This is a genomic window from Pseudomonas sp. TE24901, from assembly GCF_054058375.1.
The window spans coordinates 28,094-42,090 of sequence record NZ_JBSSAF010000025.1 but is presented as its reverse complement, the minus strand read 5'-3'; the positions used below and the strand labels follow the sequence as shown (position 1 = coordinate 42,090).

The following is a 13,997-nucleotide window of genomic DNA, read 5'->3' as shown; positions in this document are numbered from 1 at the left end:
CAGGACGCCGGGTTAGCCGTCCTGGGCCAAGGATGGCCCATGACGGCGGCCCACGGATTCAAGCCGGAGTGAGGGCATGCCGAGCCTAGGCGAGGTGCCGAGTGTTGGGGCAAGAGCGTTTTGCTTACTTTTGCGCTTTTCAAAAGTGAGCCGCTGTAAGAGCGGAACCATAAGCAGCCGTTACTCCAATAACGGATATGTACACGACGTCAAACCACCACCTCCGCACTCAACAAATAACTCCGATACAACCCCGCATACACACCATCCCTCTCAATCAACTCCCCATGCCCCCCCACCTCAACCACCTGCCCATGCCTCACCACCGCGATCCGATCCGCATCCCGAATCGTCGCCAGCCGATGGGCAATAATGATCGCCGTGCGCCCTTCACACAGCCGTCGCAACGCCCGCTGAATCCGCCGCTCGGTATGAATATCCACCGCCGACGTCGCCTCATCCAGCACCAGCACCGCCGGGTCCGCCAGGTACGCGCGCACCAGGCACACCAACTGCCGCTGCCCATGGCTCAAATGCGCGCCCAGCGGCCCCACCTCGGTGTGGTACTGATGGGGCAGCCGCTCCAACACCTCATCTGCCCCCAACTCACGGGCCGCGGCAATCAGCAGCGCATCAGACGCCTGGGGCGCCGCCAGGCGCAGGTTGTCGAGAATGCTGCCGCTGAACAACACGTTGTCCTGCAACACCACCCCCACATGCCGGCGCAGGGTGTGTTGCGCCAGGTCGCGCACGTCGATACCGTCAAGCCGCACCGCGCCGGTCTGGGCTTCGTAGAAACGCGTCAGCAACTGCACCAGCGTGCTCTTGCCATGCCCGGACGGGCCGACAATCGCCAGCACTTCACCCGCCGCAATATGCAGGTTCAGCCCGGTGAGGACCGGCGTCTGCCCGTAGCTGAATCCCACCTGGTCAAACTGCACGTCACCGCGTGCCAGCGGCAGTGGTTGAGGCGCGGGGCTGTCGACGATCTGCGGGCGGGTGTCGAGCAACAGGAAGATCCGCTGCGCCGACGCCGAGCCCGTGGCGTAACGCTCGAACAGGTCCGACAGTTCCTGCAGCGGCCCGAGGAACAGAAACACGTAGAACAGGCTTTCAGCCACCTGGCCCACACTCACGTCGCCCGCTGCCAGGCCATAGGCGCCCACCAGCAACAACAGGGCGATGCCGGCCGAGCTGAGCAGGGCGGTAAACGGCGCAAACCACGACGAGCGCAAGCTGCCGCGAATCAGTGCGTGGTTGAAGTCATCCAGCAGCCCGCGATAACGCTGCAGGTTGGGCGTTTCCTGGGCGCATTGTTGCAGCAGGCGTGCGCCGCTGACGCTTTCCACCAGGTGCGCGGTAAAGCGGCTGCGGTTTTCCGCGACCTTGGCCCAGTTGCGCTGGGAGATGCGCTTGAAACTCCAGGTGGCTATGACCAGCAGCGGCACCGTCGCCACCAGGCTCAGAAAGAAGCGGGGGTCGATACGCCACAGCATCACCGACGCCAGGCCGCAACGCAGCACGGCGCCGAGTAATTCCGGTGGGCCCTGGATCACCAGCGGTTCAAGGGCGTCCACGTCGCGGTCGACCCGGGAAATGATGCGCCCGGCGCGGGTCTGGTCAAAGTAGCTCACGCTCAGGCCCTGCACATGGGCGAACACCTGTACACGCAAGGCGTTCAGCACCCGGATCGCCGCGCTGCCGGCCACGAACTGCGAGACCCCGGCCAACAGAAAGCGCGCCAACCAGCTTGCCGCCAGGCCGAGGCCCAGCCACAGCACCAGGCGTTCATCCAGCAGCCAGTGATCGGCGCTTTGAACCAGCCCGCGGTCGAGCAGTTCACGCACGAACCACGGGCGCAGGAACACGGTAAATACCAGCAAGATCTCGATACCGATCACCGCCAGGATCTGACGTCGGATCGGTCGCAGCAGCGGCAGCAGGCGCTTGAACATGCCCCGGTCGAGGGCTTTTTTTGCCAGCATTTCTTCGATTTCGATGTCGCTCAAGGCTTTGCCTGGCAGCGGGTTAGCCATGGTCGATCCCCAGCAGGTCGCGGTAAGCCGCGTCGGTGGATTGCAGGTGGGTGTGGGTGCCTTGGGCGACGATGTGGCCGGCGTCGAGCATCAGCACGCGGTCGGCCAGCAGGATGGTCGAGAGCTTGCTGGAGATCACCAGCACCGTCGTGCCCTGCAGTTGCCGCAAGTTGTGCAGCACCTGGCGTTCGCTGATGGCGTCGAGGGCGCTGGTGGCGTCGTCCAGGCACAGGATGTCCGGTTTGCCCAGCAACGCGCGGGCCAGGCACAGGCGTTGACGCTGGCCGCCGGACAGGGTGACGCCGCGATCGCCCAGGGGCGTTTCCAGCCCGTGGGGCAGACGTTGCAACACATCTTCGGCGGCGGCCAAGTGCAGGGCGTCGCGCAGTTGTTCGTCGCTGGCATCGGGTGCCGTGAGGCGCAGGTTGGCGGCCAGGGTACCGGCGAACAGGAAACTCTCCTGCGGCACCACGTGCACCCGTTGGCGCAATGGGCCCAGTTGCAGGGCGCGGATGTCCTGCCAGCCATGACGGTCCGAGCCCAGCAAGACGCGCCCGGCCGTCACATCGCTCAAACGTGGCAACAGGCTGGCGAGCAAACTCTTGCCAGTGCCCGTGGCGCCGACCAATGCGACGATCTCACCGGGCTGCAAGGTCAGCGAACAGCCCTGCAGAATGTCGCGACCACCGCCAGGCGCGGTGACACTCACCGCGTCCAGCTTGAGCCCCAAGGGGCTGGCGGGCAGGGTGGCAGTGCCGCTTTGGATCGCGGCGGGAGCATCAAGCAATTGCCAGATGCGCTCGGCACTGGCGCGGGCGTCGGCGAACGTCTGCATCACCCGGCCGATGCCTTCGATGCGGAACACCAGCGTGGTGGCGATCAGCAGGGAGGTGACCAGCTCACCAATCCCCAACTGACCGGCCGCCACCAGATGCGCGCCGTACACCAGGATCCACACGTGCCCCAGTGCGACCACCGCCTGGGGCAGCGGAATGCGTGAACTGGAATAGGCCAGGGCCTGCCGGGCCAACGTGGCAAACACCGCCACTTGGTCGGCAAAACCCTGGATACGCGGTTGCTCCAGCGCAAATGACTTGATCACCCGCACCCCGCCAATGCCTTCGCTCAGGTCCTGGTTGACGCGGTCATAGGCGCTGCCGACGGCACGGTCCAGGCCCACCAGCCGTTCGGTTTGCAACACGAAAATCCCCAGGCCCGTGACCGTCAGCAGCAGCGGCACCAGGCCCAGCAGTGGGTCGTACCAACTCAGCAAACCCACGGTGGCCAGTACCACCAAGGGCGTTTCCACCAACTGGCGCCAGAAGGTGATCAGCGCGTCGCGTACCTTGTCGGCGTCGCGGGTAGTGCGGGTGATCATCTCGCCCATGCCGTGCTGCCAGTGGTAGCCCAGGTGCAGGCTTTGCACCTGGGCCAGGATGCGTTCGCGCAGGCGTGTCAGCAGCTCTTGGCTGATCACCAGCGACAGCACACTGGCGACGTATTGCAGCACGCCACGGCCCAGGGCCACGGCCAGCATCAGGCCCAGCCAGTACCAACCCAGGCTGGCGTCGAGGCTGCCGTCGGCGTGATGCACCACGGCGCGGCCGGCGCTGACGTCGTTGACCGCGTGGCCGATCAGCCATTGCTGCCAGACCAGCCCCAGGTTGATGGCGATGTACAGCGCTGCCACCAGGCTGAACCGCCAGGGCATTTCCCGGTAGATCGCCAGGCTGCGCAGAAGAGGGTGTCTTTCGATCATGAAAAGCTCATCGGCAAAAAGGAATTCACGCGTCCCCGTGTAGGAGCCCGGGTTGCCGGCGATGGCGTCGGCACATCCACTACAGATGTCGCCTGACACACCGCCATCGCCGCGGTGCGACGTTTCGACAAGCCGGGCTCCTACAGAGTTGTGTGGTTATTTTTGGGTGGCGCCCTGGGTTTCCTTGGCGTTGAGGATTGCGGTGTATTCGCCGGGGTCCACGTCGTTGAGGTAGTAGTTGCCCACGTGGTGCAGGCGCCAGCGGATCGGGTCGTGGGTGGTGTGCACCCGGGCGTTGCGCCAGAAGCGGTCGAGGTTCCATTTGCTCAGGGATGCGCTGGCGCCGAGCAGCGAGAAGATGTCGCTGGAGATCTTCAGCGAGGCACTGTCGGAGTGAGCACGGGCGGTGGCCACAGAGAGGATCAGTTCGTCTTGCAGTGCCTTGTTCTCCGGGTCCAGCTCATGGGCATCAAACACCCGTGCCGCATCGCGCAACAGCGACTCGGCGGCGCGCAAGGCCACGGCGTATTCGCCGATCTGCTTGATGATGTGCGGCTCTTCATTGGCGTGATCGACGCCGCTTTCCACCCACGGGCGTGCGTTGTGCTTGAGGTAATCCACGGCGGCCGACAGCGCGCCCGCAGCGATGCCGGTGTCGATGGCCGCGTGAAGGATCTGCGGGAAGGTCAGCCCGGTGCGTTTCATCGGGCCTTTGCGCCGTGACACGTAGTCTTCGTCCAGCACGATGTTGTCGAAATTCACCGTGCCGCTCACCGAGTTTTTCTGGCCGAACGCCTCCCAGTCATCCACCAGGGTCAGGCCCGGCGCGTTGCGGTTGAGCAGCACGCCCGCGCCGCCATCCTCCGAGGCGGCGGTGAGGGAGATCCATTCGGCCAGGTAGGAGCCGGTGGAGTAGAACTTGCTGCCGTTGAGCACCAGGGCACCGTCCTCACGGCGTTCGACGCGGGTCTTGAGCGCGAATTTGTTCTTGCCGCCGACCTCGGCCAGCGCATTGCCGAAGCGTTTGCCGGCCAGCACATCGCTGACCAGGCGATCACGCACGGCGTCGGGGTAACCATTGAAGATGCCGCGCAGCATCACGTTATGGATCTGCAGCAGTTGCCCCACACCGCCATCGGCCACCGAGATGATGCGCACGGTCTCGACGATGGTTTGCACCGACGCGCCAAGCCCGCCGTAGGCCTCTGGCACGCCGATGGCGGTGATGCCGCTCTCCGATAACAGCTGCGCCTGGCGCCACGGCAGTTGGCCGTTTTGCCTGTGGTCGGCGGCAATGGCGGCGATCTCCTGGGCGATTTCATGGGCGGCGGCGATGGCCTCGGCTTCGCTGTGCAGCTGGCGTATGGGGGCCTGTTCAAACGTAGTCATGCATTCATCCTTCTGGTTTGGTTCGCGCCGGGCTCCTACAAGAGCGAGCGGTGTCTGAAGGGGCTTGAGCAAGTTCCAAGCCAACGCCTGAAACCCCATGGCACGGGGGCTGAGGCACACGGGGTGCTGCTGGAGAAGCAACACCCCCAAGCGACTGCTGGCGCAGCAGCAGTGCTGTTGGCAGGTCAGCAATCGCGTTGCATAGCCCCGGGCATCAGGCCCGTAAACCGGGGCTTTGGCCGTTTGGCACGGCCTCTGCAATACCCCCTCCACTGAACCCGCCCAATTCAATGGAGCTGCCGATGACCCTTTCCGCTGTCCTGCCCACGCCTGAGCTTGAGCAGATCTGGTTTACCCGTTGCCCGGTGCCGACCGCGTCCGGCATCGCCTACAAGCTGGGCTGGCTCACCGAAGAGTTCGCCGCCGATGGCCTGCCGGTGTCCACCTTGCAGGAGGCCCGCCAGCTGGGTCGTCATCATTACGATCACGACCTGCCAGGGCTGTTTCGCGAAGGCGGCAATGTGCCGGCATTGGCCGCCCGTGCAGCCGGTGCGCCGAGCCGGCTGATCGGCCTGACCTGGATCGAGGAATGGCAGACCATCCTCGTGCGCCCGGACTCCGGCATCACCCGCCCCGAGGACTTGAAAGGCAAGCGCCTGGCCCTGCCAGCGTGGGGGGAAAGCCGGCCGGGCAGCATTGCCCGGGCCATGAGCCTGCACGGATACAAGGGCGCCCTGAGCCTGGCCGGCCTGGGCTTTGATGACGTGACGCTGGTCGAAGTGGCGTTGCAGGATCAGGAACAGGCCCCCGACCCGCAGCGTGGCTTGCAGCGCCTGTGGTCGGGCCTGGATTACCTGGTGCGTGGTGAGGTGGACGCGGTGTACGTCAAGGGCGCTTCGGCTGCTGACGCAGCGCGCCGGCTCGGCCTGGTGGTGGGCATCGACCTGGACCTGATCGCCGAGCCGCGTTATCGCATCAACAACGGCACGCCGCGGCCGATCACCGTCCACCAGAGCCTGCTGGACAACCACTTTGACCTGGTGGTGCGCTTCCTCGCGCAAACCCTCAGCGCCGCCGAGTGGGCCGCGAACAACCGCGACAGCCTCAACGCGATTCTTGAAGAAGAAACCCGCGCGGGCAGTGCCGGTGTGGCCGAGGCTTATCGCGGCGACTTCCACACCACCCTGGCACCGGACCTGTCGGCCCAGCGCCTGGCGTTCCTCGACACCCAAAAGACTTTCCTTTACCTGCACGGCTTCCTGGAGCGCGATTTTGCCATCGCCGACTGGGTCGACCCGCGCCCCCTGCAAGCCGCCCATGAACTGTTGGCCAAGCGCCGCGCCTGAACCTGGAGACACCCCATGACTGCCATCGTCCACGCACAACCCATCAGCCAGGAGTTGCAGGCCTTTATCGACAAGGTCCTGCTGGAAGCTGAAGAAGCCTTCACCGTGTTCCGCGAAACGAACACCATCACCGCCAACGGCACCGTTGGCTTTATCGAGCGCGTCCCCGGCCAGGAGCTGCTGGTGTCGGTGAACTACGGCGGCCCGTGGAACTACCGCAAGCCGCTGCAGGCCACCGTCACCGACTTTGCCGGCAACGTGATCTTCGGCAAGGGCAAGGGTGGCCTGGGACGCTACACCAAGCTGTTCCAGCAGCACCCGGACGTGACCACCGTGTCCCACGTGCATTCGCCGTACCTGGGCGCCTGGGCCCAGACCCACCGCACCCTGCCATTTCATTACGTGCCGGTGCAGCGCTACCAGTTGGCGCGTGAGCTGCCGGTGTACATCGACCGCCGCCAGCAAGAGGTGGATTTCATCCTCGACAAGATCGCCGAAAACCCCTTCAACCTGGCGATCCTCGAAGCCAACGGCGGCTCCACGGTGTGGGGCAAGCAAGGGCTTCGCGCCACGGCGGAATTCATCCTGTTGCTGGAGGAGGGCGCACAACTGCAATTGCTCGCCGACGCACTGGGGGGCTCGCGCGCCTACGGCCCGGGCGTGTTGACCCAGCAATGGAAGATGAGCGGGTTGTTCGAGCAGGCTACGGCGTTGGGCCTGGTGCCGGCGATTGACCGTCGTAGCTAAGGTTCACTCGGTCCAACTGTGGGAGCTGGCTTGCCTGCGATAGCGGTGTACCAGGCGACATCAATGTCGGATGTGCCGCCGCCATCGCCGGCAAGCCGGCTCCTACAGGGGGATTTTTTAATTCAAGGATGTGTTGTCATGGCCGTAAAAATTCTCTGGTACCTCACCACGCCCGACGGGCCTTATCCGTGGGAGCCCGAAGGCCGCTGGAAAACCGATTTCCACCACCTCAAGCAACTGGCCGTCGCCAGTGATCGCCTGGGTTACTACGGCTCTTTGCTCGGCTCCAGCCCGAATGAAAGCCTGGCCGTGGCCGCCTCGCTGATCGACGCCACCCAACGCCTGCGCTTTTTGGTGGCCCAACACCCGGGGGAGCTGTCGCCGGCTGTCTTGGCCAAATGGGCGCTGACCTTCGACCAGTTCTCCAACGGCCGCCTGTTGTTCAACGTGGTCAACGGCAATGACGCGGGCCTGGCGACGCTGGGCGTGCATTACCCCCATGACGAACGCTATGCCTTCAGCCTCGAATACTGGCGGGCGTTCCAGGGCTTCTATGCCGGCGATACCCGTGGCTATGACGGCGATTACGTCAAGCTCGCCCCCCGTTCGCCGGGCGCGGCCAGGCATCCGTTGGGCGGCTGGCACCCGCCGTACCAGAAGCCCGGCATCCCGCTGTGGGGCGCAGGCACATCGGGGCCGGGTGTCGAGCATTCGGTGCAATTGCTGGACGTGTACCTGAGCTTCGCCAATACCCCGCCAAAATTGGGCGACAAGTTCCGCAAGGTGGCCGCCGAGGCCGCGAAGATCGGCCGCGAGCTGACCTTCGGCACCCGCCTGCAGATCATCGTGCGCGAGACCGAGGAAGAAGCCTGGGCCCACGCCGAAAAACTGCTGCAGCGTACCTCGCTGCAAACCGCACGAAACGCCATCGAACGCCAGCTGCCGCCGGGGGTGAGCTTGGATGATTTCCACAGCGACGACCCGCACATCCAGCGCAATGTCGACACTGTTCGCAGCGGGCGCTTGCCCACCGCACGCGAGCTGGAGATCTACCCCAACGTGTGGCTCGGGCCTAGCCTGTTCGGCTTCAATATTCTTGGCCCGGCAGCCGGCACCTACCTGGTGGGCAGCGCCGAGCAAGTGGCCGAGCGCATTCGTGAATACGAGGCCCAGGGCACGTCGGCGTTCATCTTGTCGGGCTTCCCGCTGATCGACGAAGCCCACCGCGTGGCCGACCTGTTGTTCCCGCTGCTCGACCTGGACCACGGTTTTGACGTGCCACGCCTGGGCGTCACCCACACGGTTGTGCAGCGCGAAGAGGCTTGAGTGATGAGTGACGGATTTTCCCGCCGGGTGTTTCTCGGCAATAGCCTGGCCATCGGCGGCGGCTTGCTGTTGGGGGGCTGTGACAGTGGTGCGGCGACCCAGGGCGCGGCCGTCCTTACCGGCAAGCCCGTCAGCGGGGGGCGCTTGCGTGTCGGCATTATCGACGGTGACCAGTCCGGCAACCTGGACGCCCACAAACCGGTGGGCGGCGGGATCATTCGCGGTTGGGCGCTGTACAGCAAGTTCTGGGAATGGAACACCGACGTCAGCACGCGCCTGGCCCTGGCCGAATTCGCCGAGCCGAACGCCGACGCCAGCGCCTGGACCATCCGCATCAAGCCGGGCCTGGAGTTTCACCACGGCAAGACCATCGGCGCCGACGACATGCTGTTTTCGTTGTTGCGCCTCACCGACCCGAAGCTGGCTTCGCCGTTTGCCGGGCTGGTGGGGGCCATCGACCGCAATGCCTTGCGCAAACTGGATGAACGCACGATCGAAATCCGCTTCAAGCACGGTCAGAGCTTCTTCCCGCTGGATGAAACCCTGATCAGCTTCGGCGGCATCGTGCCCACCGACTATGACCCGATCACTAATCCGGTGGGCGCCGGCCCCTACAAGCTCAAGCGTTTTGTACCCGGCCAGCGCTCGCTGTATACGCGGTTCGAGAACTACTACAAGCCCGGCCAGCCGTATGCCGACGAGCTGGAAATCATCGAATTCAAGGACCAGGTGTCCCGGGTTGCCGCCTTGCGCGCCGGGCAGATCGACGTCGCCAGCGGCGTGCAGGCCGAGCACAGTGCATTGCTCAAGGCCGACTCGCGGCTGCAACTGAGCGTATCGCCGACCACCTCGTTTACCGGCTTCAACCTGAACCTGGCCAAGCCGCCGTTCGACGATGTGCGGGTGCGCCAGGCGTTTCGCTTGCTGGCCGACCGGCAAGAGTTGGTGGACCGAGGCCTGAACGGCTTTGGCCGTATCGCCAACGATCTCTATTCGCCCCACGACCCCACCTACAACCATGGGATTGCCCAGCGCCCGTATGACCTGGAGCAGGCGCGGGCGTTGTTGCGCCAGGCCGGCCAGACCGACCTGCGCGTGGAACTGACCACCACGCCGGGGCCGGGCGTCAACGCCGCGCTGGTGTTTGCCCAGCAGGCGAAGAAGGCCGGTGTCGAGGTGCGCGTCAGCCAAGTCGACGGCGCCGTGTTCAACGGCCCGCAACGCGAGCAATGGCAAGTGTCGCCGGGCTCCACACCGGCCCGTGGTTTCCTCGCGTCGGCGTTGCATAACGATGCACCGTTGGCGATCTATAACCGCAGCAACTTCCATGACCCGCGCTTTGACGACCTGTACCGCCAGGCCCTGGCCCAGCCCGACCTGGCGTTGCGCAAAGGCCTGGTGCATGAAGCGCAGCAGATCCAGCACGCGCGTGGCGGCCTGTTGATCTGGGGTTTCAGCGACGTGCTGGACGCGGCTTCGGTGAAGGTCGGTGGCCTCACGCCGGAACAGACCACCTTCGCCTCCTGGCGCTTTGATGAGTTGTGGTTGAACCATGTCTGAGCCGCACTGCAACACCCCACGCACACCGGCGTGGCTGTCCTGGTTTGTCGGGCGCCTAGGCTATGGCCTGCTGACCGCCTGGGTGATCAGCCTGGTGGTGTTCATCGCCACCCAGGCGCTGCCGTCGGACCCGGCGCGGGTGATCCTCGGCCCGGACGCGCCGCTCGACAGCATCCTCACGCTGCAACATCAACTTGGGCTCGATCAGCCGATTGCCTGGCAATACCTGCGCTGGTTGGGCTCGGCTTTGCGGGGCGACCTGGGTGTGTCGCTCGACTCCAACGTGCCGGTCAGTCACCTGCTGTGGGGGCGGTTTGGCTACACCCTGGTGTTGCTGGCGGGCGTCATCGCCGTGGTGGTGCCCACTGCATTGGCACTGGGCGTGGCGTTGGCGTTGCGGCGCGACAGCCGGCTGGATCGCTGGGGCCTGTCGCTGCTGATCTTCCTCAAGGCAACGCCGGGGTTCCTGTTGGCGATTGGCCTGGTGCTGTTGTTTTCCATGCCCCATATGGATTTTTTGCCGGCCGTGTCGATCCTCGACCCGGACCAGTCGCTGCTGCGTCAACTCAGGTTCCTGGTGCTGCCGGTGTTGGCCCTGAGCCTCACCGCCTTGCCGTACCTGACCCGCATGGTGCGTGCTGCGATGATCGAGGCGCTGGCGTCCGACTACGTGATTGCCGCCCGTTTGCGTGGGGTGCCCGAGCGGCGCATCGTGTGGCGCCATACCTTGCCCAATGCTCTGGTGCCGGCCATCCAGGGGGTGGCGCTGACTTTGCGCACCTTGATCGGCGGCGCGGTGCTGGCCGAAGTGATCTTCAGCTACCCCGGCATTGGCACCGCGCTCAACGCAGCGATCCAGATGCGCGACCTGCCGATGGTGCAGGCGATTGTGCTGGTGATCACCTTGGCCGTGGTGCTGATTAACCTGCTGGCCGACCTGTTGACTGTGCTGCTGACACCCAAGCTGCGCACGGCGCGGCGGGTGACCCTGATCCAACGCAACCGCCGTGGCATTACGCCCTGGTGGCGCCGTTCCCGAGGTGACGCATGAACGAGCCGCAAACCCGCAAGGGCCTGTTGATCACGCTGCTGGTGGTGGCTGTGGCGTTGCTCGGCCCTTGGCTGGCGCCCCACGGGCCGACGGACATGGTCGGCCCGGTGTACGGCGCCCCCACGGGCGCGGCGTGGCTGGGGTATGACTTTCTGGGGCACGACGTGCTGTCGCGGTTGCTCAGCGGTGGCGTGTCGGTGCTGTGGATGTCGGTGGCGGCGGCGAGCCTGGCGCTGGCGGTGGGCACCACCCTCGGTTTGCTCGCCGGCTTGTCGCGGCGACGGCTGGACCAGTGGATCACCTGGTCGGCGGACGTGTCCCTGGCGTTTCCCGACCTGATTTTGGTGTTGCTGATCGTCTCGATGCTCGGGCGTGCGCCGTGGCTGATCGTGTTGACGGTGTCGATCGCGTTCATCCCCGGCGTGATCCGCCTGGCACGCGCCAGCGCGGTGGCGGTGGCGGGGCAGGAGTTTGTCGAAGCGGCGCAGATGATGGGGTATTCGCGCCGGCGCATCCTGTTCAAGGAGATTCTGCCGAACATCCTCACGCCGTTGCTGGTGCACTTCGGCAACCTGCTGACCTGGGGCGTGGGCATGCTTTCGGGCCTGAGTTTTCTCGGCTACGGCGTGGCACCACCGACGGCGGATTGGGGCTTGATGATCAACGAAAACCAGGCCGGCCTGCTGGTACAACCCTGGGCGGTGCTGGCCCCGGCCGTGCTGATCGGTGTGTTTGCCTACGGCACTAATATCCTGGCCGAGGGCATCGGCCGCAGCAGCGCAGGGACGGGAGCAAAACAGCCATGAACGCCATGACCGAAATCGACAGCGCGGTGTTGCAGGTGCGTGACCTGCGGGTTGAATTACCCGGCGAAGTGGACGTGGTGTCGGGCATTTCGTTCAGCCTGCAAGCGGGGGAGATCCTGGGGCTGGTGGGTGAGTCCGGCTCGGGCAAGACCACCCTGGCCACCGCGTTGTTGGCCCATGCGCGGCGTGGTGCGCAGATTGTCGGCGGCCAGGTGCAGGTGGGCGGCCAAGCGCTGTTGAGCCTAGAGGGTGAAGCCCTGCGCCGTGCCCGAGGCAGTTTGATCGGCTATGTCGCCCAGGACCCGGCCACGGCGCTGAACCCGGCACTGCGCATCGGCCACCTGTTGCGCGAAACCCTGGCGGTGCATCCTTTGGGATTGGATCGCGAGGCGCAACAGGTGCGTATCCGCGAGACGTTGCAGGATGTCGGCCTGCCGGATGAGCCGGAATTCCTGCGGCGCTTTCCCCATCAACTGTCCGGTGGTCAGCAACAGCGGGTGATGCTGGCGCTGGCGTTTGTGCTGCGTCCATGCCTGATCGTGCTGGACGAACCGACAACCGCCCTCGACGTCACTACCCAGGCGCACATCCTCGACACCCTGCGCCACCTGTGCAAACGCCAGGGGGTGGCGGCGGTGTATGTGTCCCATGACCTCGCGGTGATCAAGGACCTGGTGGACCGGGTGATGGTGATGTACGCCGGGCGCATCGTCGAAACGGCGACGCGGGAGGCGCTGTTCAGCCGGCCGTCCCACCCGTACACCCGAGGGTTGCTGGCGGCGATCCCGGATGTGGCGGGGCGGCGTGAATTGCAGGCGATTGCCGGGCATGCGCCAGCACCGGGGCAGCGGCCAACGGGGTGCAGCTTCGGGCCGCGCTGCGAGCGGTTTACCGACGCGTGTTCGCGGGTGGAACCCACCTTGCCGGTGGACGTCGCCCATGCCGTGGCCTGTTGGGTGCCCCATGAGCAACCGTTGCAAGCGGTCGCACTGACACCGATTGCAAGCGTCGCCGCGCACACCCAGGCGCCGTTGCTGACGGTCAGCGCGTTGAATGTCGCCTACGACCGCCAAGTGCTGTTCGACATCAACGTGCAGGTGCAGCCAGGGGAATGCCTGGCGTTGGTGGGGGAGTCCGGCTCAGGCAAGACCAGCCTGGCCCGGGCCATTGCCGGCCTTGGCGAGAACGCCACCGGCGCATTGAGTTACGCGGGGCAGGCTTTACCTTTGCAGGCACGCCGGCGTGAGGCGGGGCAGCGGCACCCGATCCAGTACATCTTCCAGAACCCGTACCGGGCGTTGAACCCACGGCAAACGGTGTACCAGACGCTGAGTGCGCCCCTGGAACACTTCTTCTGCGTGAAGGGTGCAGCGGCGCGGCAACGGGTGGAAGCGGTGCTGATGCGGGTGTCGCTGCCGGCCTCGGTCGCCGACCTGTACCCCGGGAGTTTGTCGGGTGGCGAACGCCAACGCGTGGCCATCGCCCGTGCGCTGCTATGCGAACCGAAGCTACTGATCTGCGACGAAATCACCTCGGCGCTGGATGTGTCGGTGCAAGCCTCGATCCTTGACCTGCTGCGCCAGTTGCAGCGCGAAGGGCTGACCTTGCTGTTCGTCACCCACGACCTCGGCGTGGTCCGTGCGATTGCCGACCGGGTGCTGGTGCTCAAGGCGGGCAGGGTGGTGGAGCAGGGCGCGGTGGATGAGGTGCTGGACCGGCCGCAGGCGGCGTATACGCGTACGCTTCTTGCGCATTCGCCGTCGTTGGGGTGAAGGGCAAATTTGCGCGGTGATCGAACGAGTTCTGCATAACCTGTGGCGAGGGAGCTTGGTCCCGAAGGCGGTGTGTCAGTCACCCTTTTTTCAACTGACACACCGCCTTCGCGAGCAAGTCGAATCGTCGAACCGCCGATCCCACCGTTAAGGTAGGGGTGAACCTGGTGATTCATGGTTGGCTGTGAGGTCCTCACGGGAGCAA

At 65.2% G+C, this 13,997-nt stretch carries 10 protein-coding genes; 7 read left to right on the top strand and 3 right to left on the bottom strand.

Annotated elements, in window-relative coordinates; genetic code table 11:
- Positions 1–209: 209 nt before the first annotated feature.
- The 3 genes from ACVWVP_RS30195 to ACVWVP_RS30185 all read right to left on the bottom strand — a co-directional run bounded on the left by ACVWVP_RS30195 (position 210) and on the right by ACVWVP_RS30185 (position 5,184).
- Positions 210–2,036 carry an ABC transporter ATP-binding protein gene (locus ACVWVP_RS30195; protein ID WP_457409761.1) on the bottom strand — a complete coding sequence of 609 codons (1,827 nt, stop codon included), beginning with the start codon at positions 2,034–2,036 and terminating at the stop codon, positions 210–212.
- The gene (locus ACVWVP_RS30190; RefSeq protein ID WP_457409758.1) at positions 2,029–3,795 is read right to left on the bottom strand and encodes an ABC transporter ATP-binding protein; all 1,767 of its coding nucleotides are present in this window, start codon (positions 3,793–3,795) and stop codon (positions 2,029–2,031) included. Before ACVWVP_RS30190 ends, ACVWVP_RS30195 begins: the two co-directional genes overlap by 8 nt.
- A 156-nt stretch (positions 3,796–3,951) precedes the next feature.
- Positions 3,952–5,184: an acyl-CoA dehydrogenase family protein gene (locus tag ACVWVP_RS30185; protein WP_457409755.1), complete on the bottom strand. Its 1,233-nt coding sequence runs from the start codon at positions 5,182–5,184 to the stop codon at positions 3,952–3,954.
- A gap of 302 nt (positions 5,185–5,486) precedes the next feature.
- Here ACVWVP_RS30185 and ACVWVP_RS30180 point away from each other — a divergent pair, with 302 nt between their 5' ends.
- The 7 genes from ACVWVP_RS30180 (at position 5,487) to ACVWVP_RS30150 (ending at position 13,792) form a co-directional block, all read left to right on the top strand.
- Positions 5,487–6,530: an ABC transporter substrate-binding protein gene (locus ACVWVP_RS30180; RefSeq protein WP_457409753.1), complete on the top strand. Its 1,044-nt coding sequence runs from the start codon at positions 5,487–5,489 to the stop codon at positions 6,528–6,530.
- Positions 6,531–6,545: 15 nt separating this feature from the next.
- Positions 6,546–7,277, top strand: coding sequence for a class II aldolase/adducin family protein (locus ACVWVP_RS30175; protein ID WP_259171254.1), 732 nt, complete (start codon positions 6,546–6,548; stop codon positions 7,275–7,277).
- A 138-nt stretch (positions 7,278–7,415) separates the two neighbouring features.
- Positions 7,416–8,603 (top strand): LLM class flavin-dependent oxidoreductase, encoded by a 1,188-nt coding sequence (locus ACVWVP_RS30170; RefSeq protein ID WP_457409750.1) that lies wholly within the window; start codon positions 7,416–7,418, stop codon positions 8,601–8,603.
- Between the two features lie 3 nt (positions 8,604–8,606).
- Entirely contained in the window at positions 8,607–10,163 is a 1,557-nt protein-coding gene (locus ACVWVP_RS30165) for an ABC transporter substrate-binding protein (RefSeq protein WP_457409748.1), read from the top strand.
- A complete protein-coding gene (locus ACVWVP_RS30160; protein ID WP_457409747.1) occupies positions 10,156–11,214 on the top strand; it encodes an ABC transporter permease in 1,059 nt (352 codons plus the stop codon). The genes ACVWVP_RS30165 and ACVWVP_RS30160 overlap by 8 nt, the downstream gene beginning before the upstream one ends.
- The gene (locus ACVWVP_RS30155) at positions 11,211–12,020 is read left to right on the top strand and encodes an ABC transporter permease (protein WP_259171257.1); all 810 of its coding nucleotides are present in this window, start codon (positions 11,211–11,213) and stop codon (positions 12,018–12,020) included. Before ACVWVP_RS30160 ends, ACVWVP_RS30155 begins: the two co-directional genes overlap by 4 nt.
- Complete coding sequence (locus tag ACVWVP_RS30150) at positions 12,017–13,792, top strand: dipeptide ABC transporter ATP-binding protein (RefSeq protein WP_457409745.1); 1,776 nt, start codon at positions 12,017–12,019, stop codon at positions 13,790–13,792. Before ACVWVP_RS30155 ends, ACVWVP_RS30150 begins: the two co-directional genes overlap by 4 nt.
- Positions 13,793–13,997: the final 205 nt, after the last annotated feature.

Excerpts from the sequence above, each read along its gene's own strand:
- ACVWVP_RS30195 (WP_457409761.1), bottom strand. The coding sequence starts at position 2,036 with ATGGCTAACCCGCTGCCAGGCAAAGCCTTGAGCGACATCGAAATCGAA.
- ACVWVP_RS30190 (WP_457409758.1), bottom strand. The coding sequence starts at position 3,795 with ATGATCGAAAGACACCCTCTTCTGCGCAGCCTGGCGATCTACCGGGAA.
- ACVWVP_RS30185 (WP_457409755.1), bottom strand. The coding sequence starts at position 5,184 with ATGACTACGTTTGAACAGGCCCCCATACGCCAGCTGCACAGCGAAGCC.
- ACVWVP_RS30180 (WP_457409753.1), top strand. The coding sequence starts at position 5,487 with ATGACCCTTTCCGCTGTCCTGCCCACGCCTGAGCTTGAGCAGATCTGG.
- ACVWVP_RS30175 (WP_259171254.1), top strand. The coding sequence starts at position 6,546 with ATGACTGCCATCGTCCACGCACAACCCATCAGCCAGGAGTTGCAGGCC.
- ACVWVP_RS30170 (WP_457409750.1), top strand. The coding sequence starts at position 7,416 with ATGGCCGTAAAAATTCTCTGGTACCTCACCACGCCCGACGGGCCTTAT.
- ACVWVP_RS30165 (WP_457409748.1), top strand. The coding sequence starts at position 8,607 with ATGAGTGACGGATTTTCCCGCCGGGTGTTTCTCGGCAATAGCCTGGCC.
- ACVWVP_RS30160 (WP_457409747.1), top strand. The coding sequence starts at position 10,156 with ATGTCTGAGCCGCACTGCAACACCCCACGCACACCGGCGTGGCTGTCC.
- ACVWVP_RS30155 (WP_259171257.1), top strand. The coding sequence starts at position 11,211 with ATGAACGAGCCGCAAACCCGCAAGGGCCTGTTGATCACGCTGCTGGTG.
- ACVWVP_RS30150 (WP_457409745.1), top strand. The coding sequence starts at position 12,017 with ATGAACGCCATGACCGAAATCGACAGCGCGGTGTTGCAGGTGCGTGAC.